22 protein-coding genes and 1 pseudogene are annotated in these 24,899 nt (G+C 33.0%); 8 read left to right on the plus strand and 15 right to left on the minus strand.

Annotation, left to right across the window (positions count from 1 at the left end; genetic code table 11):
- Window positions 1–10: 10 nt before the first annotated feature.
- The 5 genes from ACFELV_RS07495 to ACFELV_RS07515 all read right to left on the minus strand — a co-directional run bounded on the left by ACFELV_RS07495 (window position 11) and on the right by ACFELV_RS07515 (window position 4,702).
- Complete coding sequence (locus tag ACFELV_RS07495; protein WP_375327422.1) at window positions 11–1,774, minus strand: type I secretion system permease/ATPase; 1,764 nt, start codon at window positions 1,772–1,774, stop codon at window positions 11–13.
- 139 nt (window positions 1,775–1,913) lie between these two features.
- Window positions 1,914–2,885, minus strand: coding sequence for a hypothetical protein (locus ACFELV_RS07500; protein ID WP_375327423.1), 972 nt, complete (start codon window positions 2,883–2,885; stop codon window positions 1,914–1,916).
- Complete coding sequence (gene asd / locus ACFELV_RS07505; protein ID WP_375327424.1) at window positions 2,885–3,898, minus strand: aspartate-semialdehyde dehydrogenase; 1,014 nt, start codon at window positions 3,896–3,898, stop codon at window positions 2,885–2,887. Before asd ends, ACFELV_RS07500 begins: the two co-directional genes overlap by 1 nt.
- Window positions 3,899–3,976: 78 nt before the next feature.
- Window positions 3,977–4,330 (minus strand): HIT domain-containing protein, encoded by a 354-nt coding sequence (locus ACFELV_RS07510; protein WP_375327425.1) that lies wholly within the window; start codon window positions 4,328–4,330, stop codon window positions 3,977–3,979.
- Between the two features lie 21 nt (window positions 4,331–4,351).
- On the minus strand, window positions 4,352–4,702 hold the full coding sequence (locus ACFELV_RS07515; protein WP_375327564.1) for a DUF2628 domain-containing protein: 351 nt from the start codon (window positions 4,700–4,702) through the stop codon (window positions 4,352–4,354).
- A 190-nt stretch (window positions 4,703–4,892) separates the two neighbouring features.
- Here ACFELV_RS07515 and hslV point away from each other — a divergent pair, with 190 nt between their 5' ends.
- From hslV to ACFELV_RS07530, 3 genes are read left to right on the plus strand one after another with little or no spacing between them, the layout of a single operon-like run.
- On the plus strand, window positions 4,893–5,453 hold the full coding sequence (gene hslV / locus ACFELV_RS07520) for an ATP-dependent protease subunit HslV (protein WP_375327426.1): 561 nt from the start codon (window positions 4,893–4,895) through the stop codon (window positions 5,451–5,453).
- The gene (hslU, locus tag ACFELV_RS07525) at window positions 5,450–6,790 is read left to right on the plus strand and encodes an ATP-dependent protease ATPase subunit HslU (protein WP_375327427.1); all 1,341 of its coding nucleotides are present in this window, start codon (window positions 5,450–5,452) and stop codon (window positions 6,788–6,790) included. Before hslV ends, hslU begins: the two co-directional genes overlap by 4 nt.
- A 22-nt stretch (window positions 6,791–6,812) precedes the next feature.
- Window positions 6,813–7,121, plus strand: a complete 309-nt coding sequence (locus tag ACFELV_RS07530) for a magnesium chelatase domain-containing protein (protein WP_375327428.1) — start codon at window positions 6,813–6,815, stop codon at window positions 7,119–7,121.
- Here ACFELV_RS07530 and ACFELV_RS07535 read toward each other — a convergent pair.
- From ACFELV_RS07535 to recJ, 3 genes are all read right to left on the minus strand, one after another.
- Window positions 7,112–8,191: an IS4 family transposase gene (locus ACFELV_RS07535; protein WP_375326208.1), complete on the minus strand. Its 1,080-nt coding sequence runs from the start codon at window positions 8,189–8,191 to the stop codon at window positions 7,112–7,114. The genes ACFELV_RS07530 and ACFELV_RS07535 overlap by 10 nt on opposite strands.
- Before the next feature lie 55 nt (window positions 8,192–8,246).
- Window positions 8,247–8,456, minus strand: coding sequence for a hypothetical protein (locus ACFELV_RS07540; protein WP_375327429.1), 210 nt, complete (start codon window positions 8,454–8,456; stop codon window positions 8,247–8,249).
- A gap of 113 nt (window positions 8,457–8,569) precedes the next feature.
- Window positions 8,570–10,351: a single-stranded-DNA-specific exonuclease RecJ gene (gene recJ, locus ACFELV_RS07545; RefSeq protein WP_375327430.1), complete on the minus strand. Its 1,782-nt coding sequence runs from the start codon at window positions 10,349–10,351 to the stop codon at window positions 8,570–8,572.
- Between the two features lie 231 nt (window positions 10,352–10,582).
- Here recJ and ACFELV_RS07550 point away from each other — a divergent pair, with 231 nt between their 5' ends.
- Together ACFELV_RS07550 and ACFELV_RS07555 are read left to right on the plus strand one after the other, a co-directional pair.
- A complete protein-coding gene (locus ACFELV_RS07550; protein ID WP_375327431.1) occupies window positions 10,583–11,026 on the plus strand; it encodes a hypothetical protein in 444 nt (147 codons plus the stop codon).
- Between the two features lie 107 nt (window positions 11,027–11,133).
- Entirely contained in the window at window positions 11,134–11,571 is a 438-nt protein-coding gene (locus tag ACFELV_RS07555; protein ID WP_375327432.1) for a hypothetical protein, read from the plus strand.
- Window positions 11,572–11,672: 101 nt separating this feature from the next.
- On the opposite strand, the gene ACFELV_RS07560 is transcribed toward ACFELV_RS07555, so the two are convergent.
- Window positions 11,673–12,515, minus strand: a complete 843-nt coding sequence (locus tag ACFELV_RS07560; protein ID WP_375326500.1) for an IS4 family transposase — start codon at window positions 12,513–12,515, stop codon at window positions 11,673–11,675.
- Between the two features lie 135 nt (window positions 12,516–12,650).
- Between ACFELV_RS07560 and ACFELV_RS07565 the strand changes: the two genes are divergently transcribed.
- The gene (locus tag ACFELV_RS07565) at window positions 12,651–13,730 is read left to right on the plus strand and encodes an IS4 family transposase (RefSeq protein WP_375326208.1); all 1,080 of its coding nucleotides are present in this window, start codon (window positions 12,651–12,653) and stop codon (window positions 13,728–13,730) included.
- A 381-nt stretch (window positions 13,731–14,111) separates the two neighbouring features.
- Here ACFELV_RS07565 and ACFELV_RS07570 read toward each other — a convergent pair whose 3' ends face one another.
- The 4 genes and pseudogenes from ACFELV_RS07570 to ACFELV_RS07585 form a co-directional block, all read right to left on the minus strand.
- Window positions 14,112–14,807, minus strand: coding sequence for an HdaA/DnaA family protein (locus ACFELV_RS07570; RefSeq protein WP_375327433.1), 696 nt, complete (start codon window positions 14,805–14,807; stop codon window positions 14,112–14,114).
- Window positions 14,808–14,809: 2 nt separating this feature from the next.
- Entirely contained in the window at window positions 14,810–15,865 is a 1,056-nt protein-coding gene (locus ACFELV_RS07575; RefSeq protein ID WP_375327434.1) for an AI-2E family transporter, read from the minus strand.
- 86 nt (window positions 15,866–15,951) lie between these two features.
- A pseudogene (gene pbpC / locus ACFELV_RS07580) lies at window positions 15,952–18,299 on the minus strand (penicillin-binding protein 1C).
- 7 nt (window positions 18,300–18,306) lie between these two features.
- Window positions 18,307–19,248 carry a hypothetical protein gene (locus ACFELV_RS07585; RefSeq protein ID WP_375327435.1) on the minus strand — a complete coding sequence of 314 codons (942 nt, stop codon included), beginning with the start codon at window positions 19,246–19,248 and terminating at the stop codon, window positions 18,307–18,309.
- A gap of 159 nt (window positions 19,249–19,407) precedes the next feature.
- On the opposite strand from ACFELV_RS07585, the gene ACFELV_RS07590 reads away from it, so the two are divergent.
- Both ACFELV_RS07590 and ACFELV_RS07595 read left to right on the plus strand, forming a co-directional pair.
- Window positions 19,408–22,332, plus strand: coding sequence for a Tn3 family transposase (locus ACFELV_RS07590; protein WP_375326201.1), 2,925 nt, complete (start codon window positions 19,408–19,410; stop codon window positions 22,330–22,332).
- On the plus strand, window positions 22,329–23,042 hold the full coding sequence (locus tag ACFELV_RS07595) for a tyrosine-type recombinase/integrase (RefSeq protein ID WP_375326202.1): 714 nt from the start codon (window positions 22,329–22,331) through the stop codon (window positions 23,040–23,042). The genes ACFELV_RS07590 and ACFELV_RS07595 overlap by 4 nt, the downstream gene beginning before the upstream one ends.
- Before the next feature lie 102 nt (window positions 23,043–23,144).
- Here the strand turns inward: ACFELV_RS07595 and ACFELV_RS07600 are convergent, their stop codons facing one another.
- Window positions 23,145–24,047 carry an Rpn family recombination-promoting nuclease/putative transposase gene (locus ACFELV_RS07600; protein ID WP_375327436.1) on the minus strand — a complete coding sequence of 301 codons (903 nt, stop codon included), beginning with the start codon at window positions 24,045–24,047 and terminating at the stop codon, window positions 23,145–23,147.
- Between the two features lie 75 nt (window positions 24,048–24,122).
- Complete coding sequence (locus ACFELV_RS07605; RefSeq protein ID WP_375327437.1) at window positions 24,123–24,686, minus strand: recombinase family protein; 564 nt, start codon at window positions 24,684–24,686, stop codon at window positions 24,123–24,125.
- Window positions 24,687–24,899: the final 213 nt, after the last annotated feature.

The following is a 24,899-nucleotide window of genomic DNA, read 5'->3' on the forward strand; positions in this document are numbered from 1 at the left end:
TGTTTTTAACTTACTCATTAATGTGGATAACACCACTTTTTAACATTTTAATCCTATTATGCATTTCTTCAGGAGTGCCATATAGGGCTACCGCCCCGTCTTGTAATATCAACACTTTATCTACTACAGACAAAACAGAGGGTCTATGAGAGATTACCAGTACCGCAATATTTTTAACCTTTGACTGTTTTAAACAGTTAGATAAAGCTATCTCTCCAGCTTCGTCCAGGTTAGCATTAGGTTCATCTAAAATAATTAATTTAGGATCCCCATAAAATGCTCTAGCAAGACCTATACGTTGTTTTTGTCCTCCCGACAGATTGGAACCTGCTGGCCCAATATCTGAATCATAGGCATCTGGCAGTCTTAAAATCATTTCATGAGCTCCTGCAATTTTAGCGGCCTCAATTACTTTTTCGGGGTCAGGATTTTCCAACATTCGAGCAATATTTTGTTTAACAGTACCACTAAATAATTCTATCCCTTGTGGTAAATATCCCACATGTTTACCGAAATCTTCTCTATTCCAACGATATATTTCTCCTCCATCTAGCCGTACGGATCCGGATGAAGCTTTCCAGACTCCTACCAACACCTTAGATAAAGTTGATTTACCTGCAGCAGAAGGACCAATAATGGCTAATATTTCGCCAGGTTGTACAGCAAACGATACCCCCTTTAAAATATAGCGAGGGGAAGGTGGTTGCGGAATATGAGCAGGCACAGGCATTGCATAATAAATATTTTCTACAGTCAAATAACCTTCAACGTGGGGGATAGGCATTGCTTCATCCCGGGAATTAAATGAATTAAACAATTGATTAATATTTTTATAGGACTTAATAGCCCCACTCATGCTTTTCCATAATTCTATCGCATTATCAAAAGGCGCTAAAGCTCGACCAACTATAATAGAACTCATAATCATTCCACCGGTAGTCATGGCTTCTCCCCTGGTACTTACTACAACGTAAGCTCCAATACCAGTTACTAACATTTGCATAATATTTCGGATAAATCTAGAAAAATTAGAAATAGCTCCATTTCGATAACTAGCAATGGATTGTTTCTCTAACGATAAAATATTGAATTTATGCCAATTTGCTGTAACATTTTTCATCATCCCCATAGCTTCAACTACTTCTGAATTTCTATTAGCAATATCAGCTTGCACCATGCCTTTTATTGAAAACTCAGTAGCTTCCCCCAACGTTCTATTAGTAGCAGCCGCATTAAAAAAAGCGGTAGATACAATAATCACCGCTCCAATCAACGTTAAAATGCCAATATATGGATGAATCAAAAATATTACTACTATATAAATGATACTCCAAGGAGCATCAAACAAAGTATTAATTCCTGTACTAGTTAAAAATGTCTTGACCGTCTGAAAATCTCGAAGTAACTGGCTAGCTGCTGTGTTAGTACGAGTTGCTGATGCCGAAATAGAGTGACCAAAAATTGTAGGAGCCACTGTCTTGTCTAACCACTCTCCAACTTTAATAAGCGTAAATGAACGGGCCACCTGCAACAACCCATAAATAAAATATATTGACCCAATAATGACTGACAACCACATTAACGTCCATAAGTTGCCGCTACCTATTACTCTATCTAGAACTTGCAAAGAATAAAGAGGCGTTATCAACATTAGTAAATTAATAACAAAAGCAAACCAAAAAACTATCCAAAAGGCACTTCTACATTTATTAATTGCATCATTTAAAGGATTGTTAACTTTATGACTATTTGCTGATGCGCTATTATTTTTCATATTACCGTTATATATTGTACTTATAGATCGAATGACAAATTATTACTTAATATATTTATATATACTAATTTTTTTACTAAAAAACAACCTAGACCTTTAAAATTATTTGCTACTTCAATTACCTGTTATTATTTTCTGCTTAGTCATTAATCCCAAAGTAAGATTCCAATATTTCTTGCGAAGTCTTACCTGTCGATTTATTGTTCAAACCATAAACCATTAAGTAAGATATAGCAAGATAAGGATTAATAGACTGATACAGCTTTAAATGTAGTTTATCAGAATTTTGTCCTGCATTCGTGTGATGATCATAGGTTGTTAACTTTAAACTATTTTCAACTTCTGCTACAGAATATGTGAGCGGATTAACAAAATACACATTATTAGCACTATTTTCTAAATTGTGAATTATATTGGAAATAATTGTGGGAGCAAGTTTTTTATTATATCCTTCTCCCGAAAATGACAGATATAAGTCATTTTTTAAATCATTTACAAAATATGCTACCTTCCCATAAGACTCAGCTACATTCTGAATAATAAAATTAGTAATGACTAAATAATCGGCTATATTAAGGAAATTATGTGCTTTAATCACAATAGAACAGCTAGAGAACTTACGAGCATGACAGTGCAAAACTGTAGGGATACCAACTTTTTCAAGTATATCAAGTATTTCAGCCCGAAAATTTGCCAATTGATCATAAGGCTCTACCTGATTTTGGTAATGTATTAATTTATGTTCCTTAAATATAAAATTTTCAGATTTATTGATCACCGTAAAATTAATCCCTAGCTCAACAGTAATATTATTAACATGATTATTAGCTAATATATTCTCCTGTAAAAAAAGACGCGCATTATATTGATCACTCAAATTATCGCATAAACAAAAGAGAGTAGCATAACTTCGGAAAGGATCAACAAAACAATATTCATTAATTGGGCGTAATTTTATATTATTCACTAATATAAAATCCTCAGATATTAGTAAATTTTTTGCAGCAATATCAATTTGTCGTAATGCTCCATCCTCACCTAGATACTTTAAAGAAATAAACTTAACCTTCGTACTTTCTATTTTGCTTAGAAGTACTGTTATAATACTCATTAAAATCCTTTAATTAATTCTTCTGCAATTTGTACTCCGTTTAAGGCGGCCCCTTTACGTAAATTATCAGCTGTAATCCATAAATTCAAGGTATTGTCCTGAGTATAGTCCTGTCGTATCCTGGAAATATACACTAAATCTTCTCCCACTGCCTCTACCGGGCAGGCATATTGGGTGTCGTTCAAATAAGAATTAACCACTACCGATTCTGATTCTCTTAAGATTTCTTCTGCCTCCTTAGCATCAAGTTGCTTTCGAAATTCAACATTAATAGACATAGAGTGAGAAACAAATACTGGCACTCTCACACAAGTAACGGTAGTTTTAATATGAACGCCTATAATTTTTTCTAACTCCCGCGCAATCTTGGTCTCCTCGCTAGTAGAGCCTTCATGATTAAAATTACCAATATGAGGAAATAAATTAAATGCTATTTGTTTGGGAAAAATTTTTGGTTGTACTTCACTAAAAACATATTTGGCTTTAGTTTGATTGTATAGCTCATCCATTGCCGCCCTACCGGCACCAGAGACAGACTGATAAGTGGAGATAATGATTCTTTTAATCTCGGCAGCATTATCTAGAGGTTTTAATGCGACAGCAATAGGGATAGTACAACAATTCGGATTAGCTATAATATTTTTATTAGTATAATTTTTTAAGTCTCGCAAATTTGCTTCTGGAACTATTAATGGCACCTCTGGGTCCAGCCTAAAAACTGACGATTTATCAATTATTACACAACCCTGCTTGGCAATATTAGGGGCATATTGTTTTGATATTTCAGAGCCTGCTGCAAAAAAGGCAATATCAACTTGCCTAAAATCTATATTATCTATAGCAGCGATTTTTAATGTCTTAGTGCCAAATGTTACTTCTTTACCATGAGATTCACTTGAGGCTACCGCATATATATTATTGATAGGAAAGGCCCGTTCACTTAAAATTGCTAATGTTTCACGGCCGACATTACCTGAAGCTCCTATTACAGCAACATTATATTTTTTTACCATTACTTACCAAATAAATTGCCCTAATATACGCATAAGGCGGTACCCCTTATATACTAAATTCTCCACAAATACTCAAGATTAATCAATTAAAGTAGACAAGTGGCTACCACCAATAATATGATAATGGAAATGAAACACGCTTTGCCCTGACTGTTCTCCCTTATTAGTAATCAAACGATACCCTCCTTCTTTTAGGCCTACCAATTCAATAATGTGTAATAACTTAAAAAAGTAATCTTTAATTTCACCTTCAGAAGCTTTACTAATAAAATCATTATAATCAATATACTCCTTTTTAGGTATAACAATTACATGTACTGGCGCTACAGGTTTAATGTCATGAAATGCTATTATATTATTGTCTTCATAGATGATATGGGCTGGCACCGATTTATTAATAATTTTGGCAAAAATGTTATTCTTATCATACATATATTATAATCTCCAGCACTATTAATGACTTAATCTTTCTAAGAATTTTAATTCAGCTTCAATTTCTGAGTGCGCTAATATTATATCATTTAATAGATATTTTTTTCTTTCTAAATCATATTCTCGCATAATGTTACTACAAAAACCAAATATCAACATAATCGCTATTGGTCCCATCATCTCCGTGTATGCACTATTAATATTAAACGCAATGATCATAGTAACAGTAGTGATTAGTAATAACAACCACATTCGGTGATAAAGTGCCCAACCAATATTTAAAATTGCTGCACATAAAGAAAATCCCTGTTTAATAATTATACAATTATTATTTTTTTTCTGTGGATTAACATATATTGAATAAATATTCATAGCCAAATCTTGTAATTGTGATATTAAGTTATTACTTAGATTAAGTAGTGAATGCCGTTGCATTAGGTACAAACTTACTAATACTAAAATAGTTAAAAAACAAAAAGTACCTAGTGCATAGAACATTGACTATAAATCAATCCTTATATTAATTAATTAGTAGACAAAGATCAATATTTAAAAAATCATTATGCAAGATATCTCATCAAAAACATACATATTACACGGAACCACTATACTTTGCATACGAAAAAACAGTAATGTGGTAATTGCAGCTGATGGTCAAGTTTCTCATGGTAATACAATTTTAAAATCCACTGCTAAAAAATTAAGAACCATGTATAATAATAGCATTATTGCGGGCTTTGCCGGCTCTACAGCAGATGCACTAACCTTATTTGAAAAGTTAGAATCAAAATTAGAAAAATATTCTTATCATCTTCTTAGAAGTGCAGTAGAACTAGCAAAAGATTGGCGTAGTGATAAATATCTACGTAAATTAGAAGCAATGATGATAGTAGCAGATCAAAAAAATATACTGATTCTTACCGGTAACGGAGATGTAATTGAGCCAGATGCAGAGGTGGCAGCTATAGGATCTGGCGGCTCATATGCACTCGCAGCTGCCAGGGGCATAATGTCTTTTAACAACGATTTAACAGCAGAAGAAATCGCCTTGAAATCAATGCATATTGCAGCAGATATTTGCGTCTTCTCTAATCATAATATTATTTTAGAAAAAGTTATATGAATATTAATACAAACAACGCCTCTATGGGATTAACACCAAGCAAAATTGTAGAAGAACTTAACAGATTTATTGTTGGACAAAATAAAGCTAAAAAGGCCGTAGCAATCGCTCTTAGAAACCGTTATAGGAGAAAAAATGTTAGTGAGCCTCTTAGAGAAGAAATTGTGCCAAAAAACATTTTAATGATTGGTCCCACCGGCGTTGGTAAAACAGAAATCGCTAGACGCCTGGCTAAGTTGGCTGGTTCGCCCTTTCTGAAAATTGAAGCTACCAAATTTACAGAAGTAGGTTATGTCGGAAGGGATGTAGAGTCGATAATAAGGGATCTAGTAGAAATCGCTGTTAATATTCAAAAGACTAATGCTAAAAAAGAAGTGGTTAACAATGCAAATCTCAAAATGGTTGAAAGAGTTTTAGATGCATTAGTAGGAAAAACCGCTACTAATGAGACTAGAGAAAAATTTAAGGAAAAACTGGAGAAAGGGGAATTAGATAATACCGAAATTGAGATAACTATAGCAGATACAAGCAATATATTTAGTAATACTAATTTTGAAATCCCAGGTATGCCAGGAGCCGCAATGGGAGTCCTGAATATTTCTGATATGCTTGGCAAAGCGATCGGGGGCACTAAAACAAAAAATAAAAAAATTCTAGTCAAAGATGCTATGGCAATTATTACGGCTGAAGAATCAGAAAAAATGATTGACATAGAAAAAATTACTCAAGACGCCATACAACTTGTAGAAAATGATGGGATAGTATTTTTAGATGAAATAGATAAAATTACTTCAAAATCTGAAGGCAAAAGTTCAGAAATCAGTCGAGAAGGGGTACAAAGGGATTTACTGCCATTAATTGAAGGGACCACAGTTAATACTAAATATGGTCCTGTAGAAACCGCTCATATTTTATTTATAGCCTCGGGGGCTTTCCATCTATCTAAGCCTTCTGATTTATTACCTGAGTTACAGGGCAGATTACCTATTAGAGTGGAATTAAACTCTCTTACCAAAGAAGATATGATTAAGATTTTAATTGAACCAGAATCCAGTTTAATAAAACAATATTCAGCTTTAATTGCCACTGAAGGAATAGAATTAGTATTCAGCCAACCGGCTATTGAGAAAATTGCTGATTATGCTACTAATGTTAATTCAGAGGTAGAAGATATTGGAGCCCGCAGATTACATACTATTTTAGAAAATTTATTAGAAGATATAAGTTTCAGTGCAAGTGATATAGATGAAAAAAAGATAACTATTGATAAAAATTTTGTAGACAAACAGCTATCAAAAATTGTACAAAATATTGATCTGGTAAAATTTATTTTGTAAACTTGAAATTATAAATTATAAAATGATAGCGCATCTTGGAAGTTTAACCTTCAATGGTATAGATATTATTGATGTTGATGTACAAGTACAAATATCACCTGGAATTCCCAATTTTACTATTGTGGGTTTGGCAGATAAGACTATTGCTGAGTCTAAAGAACGGCTTAGAGCTGCTCTTTCATCAATAGGGCTCGCATTACCCACCAAGAAAATACTGATAAATCTTGCACCAGCTGACTTGATCAAAGAAGGTAGTCATTTTGATCTAGCCATTGCCTGTGCGATATTAAGTAGTATGAATATTTTCATAGTACCCCACACTTATTGTTGAAGTTGAAAGGCATGCATAATGTGTTTTCGTAGTAATGAAAACAACATAGCAGGGGTATCACTTAACGAGTTATAAAAATAATCTTTTATCCAATCAAATCCGTAAGTAAATAATGAGTATAATTTACGACCATGTTTTTTGATCTTTATAGGATAAATTTTGTTCTTAATGTCACCAGCAAGCACGCAAATAGCTAAGGATAAAGATACTATTGCAAATAGTTTTTCCAGCTTTTTTTGATCTGTAATGTGGGTATCTTCAATATTAAATCCAGATGACTTGAGAGACAGAAAAGGTCGCTCAATGCTCCACCTCTGCTTATATGCTAGCAAAGCACATTCACCAATAAGCACATTACTAGCAATAAATAGTTGCTCTCTTTCTAATTGCAAACAAGTTATTTTAATTGCCATACCATTGTAAATTTTGCTTTCTATAGTTTTAGTGTCACCCATTTGCATATCGGCAAAACATTTATTCAACTTCATCTTGCCACCGTTGAAATGCTTGACCTTCTCACTTTTTCTTAGCCTGATAGCAAAAGGTAATTTTTGGATTCCACCCATATATTGCAACCATTCCTCACCAACAAATTCCCGATCGGCAAGGATAAGCTCTATCATTTCCTTAGGTATAATTGTTAAAATTTGCTCAATCAATTTCTTTCTTTCATTAGTAGAAGAGTTGCCTTTTTTATCAAGTAACAACCATGCTATAGGAATTGAAATATTACCATAAACGATAGTTGCAACAAAAAAATTCAAATTTTTAATACCAAATTGCCAGCTGGTTCTATCTATGGCAAGGCTAATTTTACCTGTTAGACAGAGCAATTTAACAATAATTTTCCCTAAACTTATAAAGCACATATTTTGTTCTAAAAGCAAACGCTCAACTTTAACAATCTTGGCATGCAAATTGCCTTTAGAAGCGACATACAGTGCTAATTCTTTGATTCTCACAGTTTTAGCTTTTACTACTGCACAAATTAATTCTGCAAATGTTTTAATTCGTGCTGGGTGCCAATCTAAAAATATGTATAATATTTGGTATAGTGATTGAGAGTCCATTAATACCTCCTGTTGCTTGTTTCTCAGCGGAGATTAGTGACTCTCAGTCACTTATTCAATTTATTATTTTAACCCTCCTGTAAAATCTGTGGGGTACTATGTCAAAACCCTTGCTTTCACAATTTTTTAAGAAATTATATAGTTCCTCAAAACATACCTCGGGGCTGATGTATGGAAGTTCCCACGACCCACTCTCAGGCAAATCCTTTAAACTTTTAATAGCCCCCTCATACTTACTAATATCAATCTCCGTTACTGGAATCATATCTCCTCCACTATATTTATTCCTAAATAGTTAATATGATACTAACATATGAATTATTATTTGGTAATAATTCATATGTTCAAACCATTTATTTATTAATATAGTTTAAATTCTTACATAATTATCACATCCCTTATCTGTAATTGTATAGTATGTCGTTCTTGCCAGTAATTCATTTTTAAAGAACCTATTACCGCAATATTATAAGATTTAGGGGCAAGTAAAATATTCTCGATAGGGGTGGCAGTACTATTAAAAGCAATAGCAGCGAGAGTTTTACTGCCAAATGCTTCTTTAGAAGGGGCAAGTAAGCATCTAATATGTTTTTCGCCAATGATATCTGCTTTCAATACAAATAGATCTTGAAATTTAAATAATGGCTCAACATTGCCTGGCCCGAATGGTTCTAATTTGGCTAATTCTTCCATTAATTGCAAATTCACACTCTCGGTGGTCAGTTCTAAGTCATATTCCTGATGATTTAGAGTTAAATTACTAGCTAAATCCCCCCTAAATTCATTATTTAAAAATTCTTGTAATGCACCTAACTTTTCTTCTAATACCGTAAATCCTGCGGCCATCGCATGTCCGCCACCACTTATTATTAACTCTTTAGTTTTGGCATTAATAATTTTACTACCAAAATCAATATTTTTTATTGAGCGACAAGACGCCTTGCCGATTCCATCATTTAAAGCAATAACGGCAACAGGTTTATTAAATTTTTCTTTTAACCTACCAGCTACAATACCAATAACACCAGGGTGCCACCCTGCCCCTACTATAAATAAACTACTATCATTTTCTTGGGTTAATGCAATATTGCTAGCTTCCTCTAACATTATCAGTTCTAGAACTTTTCGCTCGTTATTATGTGTTTCTAATTCTGATGCCAATTTATGAGCTTCCAGGCTGCAGTTCGTCGATAATAAATTAGCTCCTAAACTAGACTTGCCAACTCTTCCCCCAGCATTGATTCGAGGTCCTATGACAAAGCCTAGATGATAACAATTAGGTTTTTCATGCAGACCCGCAATATCACATAGGGTCGTTATTCCAAGATTTTTCCTGTGTTGCATGATTTTCAATCCTTGGGCTACAAAAGCTCGATTTAAATTAACCAGCTGCATCACATCGCATACAGTGCCTAGGGCTACTAAATCTAGGTATTGCATTAAGTTTGGAGGGACTAAATTGCTATCATCAATATTCACAAAAAAATTGTGCTGTTTTAGATCAGACAATAAAGCGGTAGCAAATAAAAAACACACTCCTACCGCCGCTAAATATGTGTAAGGACTTGTTTCATCAAGCCGATTTGGATTAACTACGGCTACTGACTCGGGCAGTGTCTCGTGCCCCATATGATGGTCAATCACTATTACATCCAGCCCTACTTGCTTCGCATATTTTAAGGCCTCATGGGCCATTGCGCCGCAATCTACAGTGATCAATAATATCGTCCCCTTATCTTTAATTTTTTGCATAGCAGAGATGGTAGGACCATAACCTTCAGCAATTCGGTCAGGTACGTAAATATCAACCACTTGCCCTAAATCTTGAAACACATTTTTTAGTAATGAGGAAGAAGTAGCACCATCAACATCATAATCTGCGAAAATGCAAATTTTTTGGCTATTTAAAATCGCTTGTCTAGTCCTATCGACAGCTTTTTGCATATCCAGTAAATGAAATGGATCAGGTAATAAGTGCTTAAGTTTAGGAGAGATAAAATTTGTCGCTTGATCTAGACAATCTATACGCGGTAGTATCATCTTTGCTAATAAATCACTGACTCCTATATGCCTTGCAAGCTGTAATGCTTCATACTCATTAATAGATCGTTGCTGCCAAGTTCTTTTATTGACTGAAATTTTATTTTCTTGTGGGTTCATAATATTTAAAAATTTTAATTTTATATCACATTGAGGTTTATTAAGAGATTGATTAACGAATATACTATAGATTTAGCTTTGACTAATAATTAATTGAACAACTTACTTTTGTGATAACATTTGTCACATAATCAACTCAACCTGTTATTGTAAAACCATTGCTAATTATTACTTTACATTATATGTAGTTAATATTATAGTTTTAATAGAGGGATCAAGAGTAGGATGAAAATGAAAAGTGTTTTTAATAAGGCTAACATAATAGAAATATCTCAAAAAATAGAGAGCCCTCATTGCTTGATGGTAACACAACTAACAGGAGAATTTAACAAAAATAATTTTCAAGAATTTTGGAGATACGTTAATAATAAACAATATACTACCGTTATTTTACCAACGGCCGCTTACGAGTCGTTAATTAAATATTATCAGGAATTTAATAACTGTATGCAAGAAAATAATAGAACGTCTGGCTATTCAATAAAGTTTAAGAATTTCCTGCCGGAAACTGCAAAAGCTATAATGAGCCACTTGCAACAACAAGCCGTAACTATAGGTCAACAAGGCACTATTATACCACTAGATACAGACTTGCAACTCCAAGATAATCTGGCTACCCTAACTGTAGAGTGCAGCCTAACAGGCAAATTTGCAAACCTTACTCAAGAAGGATGAGAAATTAACCTGAGGAGGGAAGGTGCCAAAATTTTGTATAGTCCATTCTTGAAAGGCGAAGAGTATATACCTTCCAAGTATAAACAGATAATATAGAGAGGTAGTCAATGATTAAAGAGATCGGCACAAATGACGTCCAGGATGATTGCCTAAATTTAATAGAATTAGAAGCCACAGATGGGGTAGTATTAGATGTCAGTGGCAAAAAATTAAAGAAGTTTTGTGAGGTTATAAGCCAGCACAATGTGAGCGAACTTGTTCTGACTCCCCAAATTAGTACTGCGCTATTCAACGATTATGAAGTTTTTCATAAATCTATGACAAATAACAAAAACCTCCATAGTTATGAAATAATTTATAATCACGTGCCCTTAGCAGCATGTCACCCCATACTAGAAAAATTGATGCAATTATCTGACGCCGTAAATTGTACAAGCCCCTTTGAATGTACCATACTAGGGCCTTGCGCCTTACATGATCTTGTCACCTTATATATTAAATGTGATCTCACTGGAGCAAATTGTGATACCATTTCCGGGAACTAAATTAGTACTAGGAGTACGAGTGCCCGCTACCTGCGCGTACAGACGTATCACACTACTGGACAAAAATAGAAAATGGTTAAAAAAACCATAGTACCCCACACTTATTGTTGAAGTTGAAAGGCATGCATAATGTGTTTTCGTAGTAATGAAAACAACATAGCAGGGGTATCACTTAACGAGTTATAAAAATAATCTTTTATCCAATCAAATCCGTAAGTAAATAATGAGTATAATTTACGACCATGTTTTTTGATCTTTATAGGATAAATTTTGTTCTTAATGTCACCAGCAAGCACGCAAATAGCTAAGGATAAAGATACTATTGCAAATAGTTTTTCCAGCTTTTTTTGATCTGTAATGTGGGTATCTTCAATATTAAATCCAGATGACTTGAGAGACAGAAAAGGTCGCTCAATGCTCCACCTCTGCTTATATGCTAGCAAAGCACATTCACCAATAAGCACATTACTAGCAATAAATAGTTGCTCTCTTTCTAATTGCAAACAAGTTATTTTAATTGCCATACCATTGTAAATTTTGCTTTCTATAGTTTTAGTGTCACCCATTTGCATATCGGCAAAACATTTATTCAACTTCATCTTGCCACCGTTGAAATGCTTGACCTTCTCACTTTTTCTTAGCCTGATAGCAAAAGGTAATTTTTGGATTCCACCCATATATTGCAACCATTCCTCACCAACAAATTCCCGATCGGCAAGGATAAGCTCTATCATTTCCTTAGGTATAATTGTTAAAATTTGCTCAATCAATTTCTTTCTTTCATTAGTAGAAGAGTTGCCTTTTTTATCAAGTAACAACCATGCTATAGGAATTGAAATATTACCATAAACGATAGTTGCAACAAAAAAATTCAAATTTTTAATACCAAATTGCCAGCTGGTTCTATCTATGGCAAGGCTAATTTTACCTGTTAGACAGAGCAATTTAACAATAATTTTCCCTAAACTTATAAAGCACCATAGTACCCCACAGATTTTACAGGAGGGTTAAAATAATAAATTGAATAAGTGACTGAGAGTCACTAATCTCCGCTGAGAAACAAGCAACAGGAGGTATTAATGGACTCTCAATCACTATACCAAATATTATACATATTTTTAGATTGGCACCCAGCACGAATTAAAACATTTGCAGAATTAATTTGTGCAGTAGTAAAAGCTAAAACTGTGAGAATCAAAGAATTAGCACTGTATGTCGCTTCTAAAGGCAATTTGCATGCCAAGATTGTTAAAGTTGAGCGTTTGCTTTTAGAACAAAATATGTGCTTTATAAGTTTAGGGAAAATTATTGTTAAATTGCTCTGTCTAACAGGTAAAATTAGCCTTGCCATAGATAGAACCAGCTGGCAATTTGGTATTAAAAATTTGAATTTTTTTGTTGCAACTATCGTTTATGGTAATATTTCAATTCCTATAGCATGGTTGTTACTTGATAAAAAAGGCAACTCTTCTACTAATGAAAGAAAGAAATTGATTGAGCAAATTTTAACAATTATACCTAAGGAAATGATAGAGCTTATCCTTGCCGATCGGGAATTTGTTGGTGAGGAATGGTTGCAATATATGGGTGGAATCCAAAAATTACCTTTTGCTATCAGGCTAAGAAAAAGTGAGAAGGTCAAGCATTTCAACGGTGGCAAGATGAAGTTGAATAAATGTTTTGCCGATATGCAAATGGGTGACACTAAAACTATAGAAAGCAAAATTTACAATGGTATGGCAATTAAAATAACTTGTTTGCAATTAGAAAGAGAGCAACTATTTATTGCTAGTAATGTGCTTATTGGTGAATGTGCTTTGCTAGCATATAAGCAGAGGTGGAGCATTGAGCGACCTTTTCTGTCTCTCAAGTCATCTGGATTTAATATTGAAGATACCCACATTACAGATCAAAAAAAGCTGGAAAAACTATTTGCAATAGTATCTTTATCCTTAGCTATTTGCGTGCTTGCTGGTGACATTAAGAACAAAATTTATCCTATAAAGATCAAAAAACATGGTCGTAAATTATACTCATTATTTACTTACGGATTTGATTGGATAAAAGATTATTTTTATAACTCGTTAAGTGATACCCCTGCTATGTTGTTTTCATTACTACGAAAACACATTATGCATGCCTTTCAACTTCAACAATAAGTGTGGGGTACTATGGTATTCTTTACATTTTCGATGGTAATATTGTTCAATTGCCCCTTCTCTCCCTGCTGCAATGTAGTACTTATAGGGGTTTTGGCTCTATTTAGAGGCGGCATATCTTTTCTCTCCTTCTTAATTAATAAAAATTCTCTTAACTAACAAAATTGTCTTCTGCATTTTGATTTTACAAAAACACTAAACTATAGTTGTGGTGAAGATATAATGATCAAAATATTAACGTGTGTATTAAAATATTAATACATTTTAATCAGCAGCAATATAAATTATTAATAAAAATAAAACAAGCTCTTTAAAGAAAAATTTCTATGATAAATAAAACCTGACAGAAGGAAAGGATTGGCAAATTAACGAGCTAGCTTTTTAATCATAAGAAGTATTAGAAAGGACAGTTTTAACTAGGGAAATAGTAATAGCATGTTTGTGTACTAAGGCGTGGTGGATAATCTTAGCTAATAATTTGATTATTTCAGCGCATTGTCGCGGTAAATGAATTAATAAATATTTAATCACTTGCTCATTAACCATGATTGAATGATCGGAAAAATATTTGAAGATTAATTTTTTGATTAACTCATCGTCAGCTGGGTTAATTTTGAGCTTTAAGATGCTATTAATCCGCGAGGACAAATCCGCCAAGGAAAAATTATTATTTGAGCTACTAGTAGTCATTAATAGATATTTATTTGACTCATTGAGTAAATTAAAAGAATGCAATATTTTTCTCTCATCTAACCGCTCTATATCCTCTATAATAAAAGCATTATACCGCTTCATTAACTCGTTACTTAATATATCTAAGTCTTGGGTAATCACAAAAGCATCCGTTAAACTTTGCCATATTTTAGTAAGATAGGTTTTACCCGAAGAAGCAGGACCATCAATTAACAGCACTAATTCATATGGTTTTATTCCCCAAATTACCGGCCAGTTGTTAATTGCCTCATAAGCCACTTGATTAGAAGGAGAGTTAATAAAATTATCTAGTGGATATAAAGCATTATCAAATAATGGTAATATATATTGCTGTGAATCTTGCATCTGTGAATCTTGCATCATATTTAAGATTTATAAAACTTACTAGATTTATATAATTCAATACTACTTAAAAATAATACTTTTATTATACCAGCAATAGGGACGGCAAAAAATATACCGATAAAACCAAATAAATTACCAAGTGCTAGAACTGCAAAGATTATCCATAAAGGATGTAGTCCTATTTTATCGCCTATCATTTTAGGAGTTAATATATAACTCTCAACGAATATACCAATCAGATAAATAATGGCAATATACAATAATTTATTACCAAGCCCTACAGCAAAATAACTCACTATCATGGTCAGCACGAACGTGATCAATACTCCTATAAAAGGGATAATTATAGAAAAACCCGATAAAACACCTAACAACACACTTAAGTCTACTCCTACCATCCATAAAGCAATGCTATAATAAGTTGATAATATTAAACAAACATTTAGTTGCCCTCTGATATAAGCAGCCAAAGTATTATTAATAGCTCGTAATATTTGCTTAATTTTTTGTTTATTTTTTAGAGGTAATAAATTATCTATAGTAGTGATAATTTTTGTCCAATCTCGCAACAAATAAAATAAAATAATAGGGATTAATACCACGACCAGAAATACATTAATGGTTACCATAGTGTAATGCCAAATATTGTTAGCTAGACTCGTCATTAAAGAAAATAATCCATTCGCAAAATTATTAATCAAATCTTTTATTTTATTAGCGATAGTTGGTTCTACTGCTTGGATTTGAGCAGTAATAAGAGGAATGAATTGTGTTTGCAAATAATCTTTATAAGTAGGAATTTTACTAATCAGCAGAGTTATTTGTTGATATATTATAGGCAATATAACAGCTACCACTACAATAAAAATACTAAAAAATAAGACAAAAATTATCGCGACTATCACATTTCTATGGTACTTATAGCGAATAGATAAATGATAAATTACTGGCTGTAATAGGTAAGATATGATTGCTGCAATAACAAAAGGTGTTAAAATATTGGAAATTAATGTTAAAGATATCACCATGATTCCAATCACTATAACCCAAAAAATAGCCTTATCTAATCCAATCATTTTTGATCCTTTATAATTATAAATTTTGTCAACAGAACATGAATTGCGTCTTCACCTTCCCTGCTTAGGTGAGCTTGCAAAGCAGTCTAATAACTTGTTATTATTAATTGCGTATCACTTGCTCCATTATTATCTACCGCTCGTAACACCATTTTACCCGGCTTTGCTGTCCATAATAATGGCTGGTTAGGGGTGCTGCGCCCTATTAATTGATTATCAACAAACCAAAAAATTTCATTAGATCTAGGATCAGATTAGCAGCTAACACTATTTGCTTGTTATTTTTTAGTGAATATATCACATTTTTTAAAGGAGAAGTAATTTCTAATTTTTTATAATTAACAGCTAAAGACTGATTATCCTCTTTATTGCCTAAAGAAATGTTGCTAGGATCTTTTGTATTATAAGCGGGCAAATCTTTTAAGTAAGAGCTAGCTATTTTGTTTCCTGGTGTGATGGCTGGTAATTCCGACGGGAAGTAGTTAGAGGTAGTAGATAACAAAGTAGTGCGATATCTACCAATCAGCTTTATTGGCGAGACTCCTGGAATAAACCAGGTAGAAGCTTTAACCAAACATAAATTATTATTGACCTCTCCGCTGTCAGCACATACTGCTACTTTAGTAATTTTTAGCTCCCGAAATTTATCTAACAACAAATCTTCCGTAGCTTTTTTATCTATTATAGCATTGATTATATTAAAAAATAAGGGAGCTGCTGTTTTGACCCCAACAAATGTTCCGCGTGTATTTCCTCTGAAATCGCCTACCCATACTGCCAGTACATATTTTCCAAATATTCCAATAGCCCAACTATCTCGAAATGAGCTTGAAGTACCTGTCTTCCAGTAAACTGGTAGCTTGCTATTAAGGTTTGCCATACTGTAATTAAATCCTGGTTGCCCTATATCCTTTAAAATATCTAATGTTAAATAGCTAGCTTCTCTACTTAACAGTCTGATTGCTGACTTAGGGCGATTATCGACAATTTTATTAATATTTTGATACACTCCTAAATTGGCTAGCATAGCATATAACTTTACTAATTCTTCCATAGTTACTTCAACTGAACCAAGAGCCATCGTTAATCCGTAATGGGGAAAAGCTTGCAGTTTAGTAATATTAGCACGCTGCAAAAATTCATAGAAAGTTAGATGCTGAAGTTGGGAAGCAAGATATAAGACCGGAATATTCCTACTCTTAATTAATGATTCACGGACACTAATAGGGCCCATGAAATTACTATCAAAATTTTCTGCTAGATAATTCCCATATTGCCGTGGTAAATCTTGCAATATAGTTAAAGGATGAATTAAACCTTGATCAAACGCTAAAGCGTATACAAATGGCTTAAGAGTTGAGCCTGGCGAACGTTTAGCTTTCGTGCCATTGACTTGCCCATTAATAGCACTATTAAAGAAGTCAGCTGACCCCACACTAGCTAGCACCTCCATAGTTATAAAGTCAACCAGTAGAGCAGCGCTATTACGCACACCATAATTACTGTAAGAATTTACATAAGTGGTTATTTGTTTTTCTAAGGTAATTTGCAGATCCTTAGCTAAAGTTGAGGATATAATATTACTACTATCACTGGCGAGCAAGGACAAAGTAAATTGGGGAGATAAAAACGGTAAGTCTTTAATAGAGTTGAACTTTACTGGCAAATCAAGAAGAACCTCGTATACTTTATCCTCGTGGTGAATTGTAATCCAACGATTAAACAAATGTTTTCTGGCCAAAATTATATGTTCCGGGTTAAATAGACCATTACTTGTAGGAGATCTTTTAACAGGATGTTGCGGTATTATTGCCAAAGTGACGCTATCAATTATATTCAAATCCTTTACTGCGCGCCTAAAATAAATATAGCTTGCAGCTCCAATGCCTTCAATGTTCCCCCCATAAGGGACAAGGTTTAAATATGCTTCTAAGATTTCATTTTTTGTGTAATGTAACTCTAATTGTATTGCTTTAATAATTTGCCATAATTTTCCCATTATATTTTTGGAATTAATAGCAAATTTTATTCGTGCTACTTGCATAGTAATAGTTGAACCGCCCACTTTGCGGTTACCCCAGATATAGGTCTTAACAAAAGCATTGAACAGTGAGACAGGATTTATTCCTATATGCTGAAAAAAATATTGGTCTTCATATAATAGAATAATTTGTATTAATTTTGGCGCAATATCCGTCAGTGGTGTATATAATCTATATTTTTGATCTGGCGAAAGGGACATTCTCATTAATTCCCCCTCTCTATCCAGTACTACTTTCGAGAAGCTAGTCCCAGTAAGCAAAGGGGGTTTAATAAGCATAATATATGAGATTATACTAGCAAGCAATATGGTGCTTACTATAGAAATTATGAGTAGAATCCTCAATTTTTGGGAACCCTTAATCCTTTGAGGATAAGCACTAGGTAAAGTCATTTTAAGGCTATTCCACTACTATGCTACCTATAATACCTTTAGAATAAATACTAGGTATATACATCGACTCCCCATAACAAGGGGGGATAGTGAAAGTACCTTTATTTACTGCCTTAATCTTATACTGATACTGTACCTTATAGTCCGGCACAGAACCAAATATTACTACTCTATCATCTCGCTTATCAACATAATATGGTTCCCAGCTCGCTGGTAATTTAGTTTTAATATTTGTGGTAGAGTCTACCTCAAAACCACCTGGCAGCAAATCTACTACCGCTATGTTTGGCACAGTATCATTGCTTACTGAACGGATAGTTAATAAAACGTTTAACGTGCTGCCTAGCTTAACACTAGTAACTGTTTGCCCTTCATCATCTAGATATTGCCGGTCAAGCTCAATACCATTTTCCTCGATTGTCTTCCCCACCTGCTTATCAAAACCTGCTATTAGCAATTGATAAAAGAAATTAGGAGCAGTCGAAATAACCTGCAGCTTATTAGTCATAACATCCAGCTCGGTTGTAGTAATTCTTGCAGCTTTTAAGCTCAGTTCCTGCCCTTTTACCGCTTGGGTACTATATTGCTGCAGTTTAAAGGAATTACCGCCTATGCTATTTATAGTATTACTATAGGCTAAACTGCCCATGATAGCATAAGATGACGCAATAGTATTATAACCAGTATTGATTGACTTTGCTATACTAACGCTAAGCTCATGAGTCAATTTATCTAACCTCTCAGGAAAATGTAGCGATAGCAAGTAAATATATTGTGAATATTTAATTAAATTACTATAAAAACTATAATTATAAGACTGCGTAGGCTGAGTAGCAGCCTTTATAGAAGCACTTAAATTAAATCGATCCAACAGTTCATTCGCTTCAGGGATCATATGGAGCATCTTATAAGTAGGACCAGTGTTAAGGTAGCTGCGATGAGCCGCCACATTTAATGCAAAGTTCTAACTTTTTAAGTTCCTAAAAGAATATTGTTGACACTTTTTGATATTTATATTAAAAGATATAGCTCATAATATTTAATTATAGGTAGTATTGTTCGTAAATAGTACCGATATTAGGTATTCTAGGAATATACAAAATAATATATGTCAAATTTACTATCATTAGAAGATTTTAATCTATGCAACACAAAAACTGGTAAAATCAATCAACTAGCTTTTGGAGTAATGTTAATTTATTTTCGGTCTCACATTAAATTCCCTGCAGCAGAAGAAAAACCAATATCATTAAAATTAATATCAGCCATTGCTTCAGAGTTGGATATTGAAGAGTCTATTCTTTCAAAATTTAATTGGAGCGGTAGAACAGCCGAAAGATATCATCAGGATATTAGAAAATATTTGGGATATCGCCAAGCAAATAATAATGATGTTTTAATATTTACAGAATATCTAACAAATAATATTCTACCTCATTATCCATCTAATGAATTATTAATGGAGCAGACTAGGTTATTTTTTGACCAAAATAAAATTGTACTATTCAAGAAAAAACAGTTGGATCGTTATGTTGCTTCAGCAAAGCATCAATTTGAACAAAAATTTCTTGAAAAGATATTTAAAAGTTTAAGTCAAGATAACTGTTATTTGATTGAGCAAATCCTTGAACAAAGCGAACAGTCAAAGAATGGTATTATAGAATTATCAGAGTTAAAAAATGATATACCTGGGGTTAGGCTAAAAAATGTTAATTTTGCTTTGGATAAGATCGCTTTATTAAAACAAATTACTTTGCCCAAATCGATTGTAGATTTAGTAGATAGAAAATTACTGCTGAAATATTATGATCGTATCATGGCTTTATCGCCTAGTAATATTTTAGAGTTTAGCCCTGTGGCAAAATATGCGACTATGGCAATATTCTGTTATATAAGATTGCAGCTAATATTAGATAGTTTAGCTGATACATTAATTAAGCTTATAAAACGTATGCGTTCTAGTTCTGAAAAATACGTAGATAACTATATTGTAAAGGAGGTTAAGCGTGTTGATGGAAAATTTGATATTCTAGAGAAATTAGCATCTTTATCAATTAACAATCCTAAAAGTACAATTGAAGATAAGATTTACCCTGAAGTTTCTAAAGAAAAACTAGAAGCAATAATTACTGATTTACAGCAACGCGGTAAATGGTATCAACAACAGGTACAAAATAAGATTCATTCAAAGTATGCGTATGGAAGTAGAACCACACTACTACCAATACTACAAACTTTTCAGTTAAAAGAAGATAACTCTAGTTATCAACCGATTTTAAAAGCTGTTGAATTTATTAATAAGTACTGGAATGAATCAGACTCAGAGTATTATGAAACGGAGCCGCCTATTGAAGGTATAATACCTACAAATTGGCATCCAATGGTTGTTCAAGTAGATAAAGATGTGATTAAAGTTAATAAATATAACTATGAGCTTGCCGTTTTAGAAGAATTGAAGCGTTTTTTAAACTTCAAAGCAATATGGATTAAAAGAAGTTATCGATATAGAAATCCTGAAGAAGATATACCAAAAGATTTTGAACAAAAAAAGCAACAATATTATCAAGAACTTGGTCTACCTTTAGATGATAAGGAGTTTATTACAAAGTTACAAAATGCCTTAGAAAGGGGTTTAGAAAATCTAAATAGCAAAATACCTAATAATAATCTTGTTAAAATCAAGACAAGTACTGTTGGGAAGAATATTACTATTACCCCATCAGAAGCACAAAAAGATCCAAATAACATCATTGCACTACAAAAGGAAATTACAGGTAGGTGGTCAAGTATAAACCTTATTGATATTTTAAAAGAAACTGATCTACTTACCAATTTTACACAGCAAATGGAAACTATTGCTAAAAGTAGTAGTATTGAACCGTCAGGCCTTAGAAAAAGACTTTTATTGTGTTTATATGGTATAGGTAGCAATACAGGATTGAAGAGAATAAGTATTGCCAATGGTGATGTTAATTACAGCGATTTACGTTATATTAAGAAGAGGTATATTAATGCTACAAATGTTAGAAACTCTATTCGTCTAATTATTAACAATATTCTCAAAATACGTAATCCAGATATTTGGGGAGAAGCAACAACATCAGTAGCATGCGATTCAACAAAGATAAGTAGTTGGGATCAAAATCTTATTAATGAGTGGCATCACCGTTATCAAGGTCGAGGAGTAATGATTTATTGGCATGTTGATAAGAAATCATTATGTATTTATTCACAATTAAAAAGTTGTTCATCTTCAGAAGTAGGATCAATGATTAAAGGTATAATTGATCATGATACAGAGATGAACATGAACAGAGTATTTGTTGATACTCATGGTCAAAGTGTGATAGGTTTTGCTATTAGCTACTTACTTGATTTTGATTTACTACCTAGATTAAAAGCAATAAATAAACAAAAACTTTATGGGGTTGCATCTGGAGATAAATGGAAATACCAATATATTTCTGAAATAATTAAAGGTGGTATCAATTGGAAATTAATTGAGGAGAATTACAATGAAGTCGTTAAACATCTTGTAGCATTAAAATTGGGTATTGTAGAACCTGATGTATTAGTAAAACGTTTTAGTAATAATAATTACGAACATCCTGTATATAGAACTTTGTTAGAAATTGGTAAAGCAAATAAAAGTATTTTCCTATGTAAATACCTAGATTCAGAATATCTTAGAATTGAAATCAATGAAGGGTTGAATGTAGTAGAACGCTTAAATTATATAATGGATTTTATTTTCTATGGGAAACTAGGAGAGCTCACAACAAACAATATTGGTGATCAAGAATTATCAATATTATGTCTACATTTATTACAAGCTTGTATTGTCTATATTAATACTCTTCTTATTCAGCAAGTATTATCTGAGCCTCACTGGCGAAACAAACTGACTCCTGAAGATTACAGGGCATTAACACCGTTACTTTCAACGCATATTAATCCATACGGTTTGTTCCCAATTGATTTTAACCAACGTATATTAATATATTCGCAAGCTGGGTCGGGGTATTACCGATGACAATAATAAACCGTACTCCTGTAAGAGAAAAAGCCAAATACTTTTTGAAGGATTTAAAAAAGGAACAACCAGATTATAATTACTTGAGAGAATTATTTAGACATATTCGTAAAGAACTCGATATAACAGTAGACAATAGCACCACAAAGAAATTACCTTATGTACCAACAGAAGAGGAAATTAGTAAGTATTATAAGGCTGTATGGAAATCAAGAAATATGAAGCATGTAATAATTATTAAGACGTTACTTTATACTGGGGTACGAGTATCGGAATTGGTAAAAATAAAAATATCAGATATAGATTTAGATAGTTGTCAAATTAGAATTAACCACGGAAAGGGTAGTAAAGATAGAATAGTTCCGTTTCCTAATGCATTTACAGAAGTATTAGCTGTACACATTGAAAGTGCAAAGAAAAATAAGACAGTTTACCTATTTGAATCTAGTTGGAAGAAACCGTATTCTGATCGAGGTATTAGGAAAATATTAATGAATTACACAAAAGAAGCTGGCATTGAGAATTCAATATCACCACATAAATTACGGCATTTTCTTTTTACATGGATGAAGAAAAAAGGCGTGGATGATGCATTAATCCAACCTTATTCGGGGCATGATAGTCGTCAATCACTTGAAATATATTCAAAATTATCACTCGTAGACTGCCAACCAGAGTATGAAAAAAAGATTAAAGAATTCCCTGTTTAAATGTGGCGGCTCATCGCAGCTACCTTAACACTAGTCCTATCTTATGGAAAAAATAACCATAGAATGATCAAGGTCAAAGGTCTTACCCCTTTGACTAAAGAACTAGGATTTAAGCAGATTGTTGATCTCCTGAATAGATAAACCGGTAATACGAGAGATTTCAGGGATAGAGTAATTATTTGAGAACATATTTTTTGCTACTTCAATATTTCGTTCAGCTTTGCCTCTAGCTTCACCTATTTGTTCCCAATGTTGTGCTAAACTTCCCATAAGTTTCTTCCCTGTTTCTTGATTTAACTTGCTTGTTAATAATTGTTCTAGCTTAATTTTATCCGATTGCTCTATTTTTGTCAAAGTGTAACAGAGCATCATTTCAATATAGTTGTAGCCGATAGTCACTTTGGTCAATTCAGGTAACATATCAGCTATTTCCTGCCATTTCTTTAATAGATTATGTTTTTTTATATGTTTCATAAAAAATTCGAGAATACCTGACCACGCTCTTTTTTTCAGTTCCTCATCGGCAATATCATGCACATTTACTAGTTGATAATCATTTGCCCATATATCCCTAACGAATTTGCTGTCATCAAATAGCCCCCACAAATTACGAGATACTTTATATTTTCCTATACCATTAAAAAATATTAACGGATAGACTAACGGTAAAGTTTTGCTTTTAGGATGCTCAGTCAAATATCTATCACAAATATTCAGCATATATTTGAAGAGACGAAAAGCCATGAAATGATCGGGACTGCTTTGGTGCTCAACTAAGAGGTACAGATAACCATCTTGCTTACCAAATTTAGTATAAAATAACACATCTGAGATAGTATCTCTCAAATTTGGTTCAACAAAAGTTGTATTGTCCATTTTTAGGCTAGGAAAATCTACTAAATCCTTAATATGTTTAGGTAAATGGGTATCAAAAAATTCATGTGATACTAGTGGATTTTCCATAGCTTTACGAAAGATTTGATCATGTTTTAAGCGATTAGCCACTTTCCTTACCTAATTTTAAGACGTATCTTTTTAACATTTTTGTCATATTGTTTATACTTACTTGTTATCTATCATTTAGCCAACATTTGATCGCTCTTCTTTGAGTATCTTATACACAGCAGCACGACTGATACTCATTTTTTTAGCTAAACTAGTGCCAATAATACCTTGTTCATGATATTGCAGCAATTGCTTTCTATTAATCCTGCGTTTAGCTCCAAATTTCACACCCTTAATTCTTGCCTCTAGCCTACCTTCATTAGTACGCTCTAAAATCCTCAGACGTTCTGCTTGTGCTACTGCCGATAAAATCGTTACTACCATTTTTCCAGTAGCCCCTTCGGTGTTAATACCATCATCTAAGAAACGTACCCCTACATTCATTTTATCAAAGTGATTAATCAGGCTGATCATATCTGCAGTATCCCTACCTAATCTATCCAGTTTAGTAATTAACACTGCATCACCTTCCTCAACTTTCACCATTAATGATTTTAGCCCTTCTCGTTCAAGATTACTACCTGTTGTTTTGTCAGAAAATATTCTTGACTCGATAACCCCAGCTTTTTTGAGAGCCTGTTTTTGTATTTCTAATGATTGATCAGAAGTTGATACTCTAGCATAGCCAAATAATCTCATTGAGTAATCTCATTTTATCTATCCAAATACGTCTATTAAATCAATTTGTTTACTATATTGTCTATTATATGCCGATTTACCATTTAATCTACAGTATATTTAGTGCTTTTTCTATTGTCTTCTAACTTATAAATTAGTAGACATCAAGTAGATATCTAAAAGTAACTTGCATCACTAGACCTAAATCCTGTAAATACACTACTTTTAGTAAAC

Source organism: Candidatus Tisiphia endosymbiont of Nemotelus uliginosus (assembly GCF_964264835.1).
In the GTDB taxonomy this organism is placed as follows: domain Bacteria; phylum Pseudomonadota; class Alphaproteobacteria; order Rickettsiales; family Rickettsiaceae; genus Tisiphia.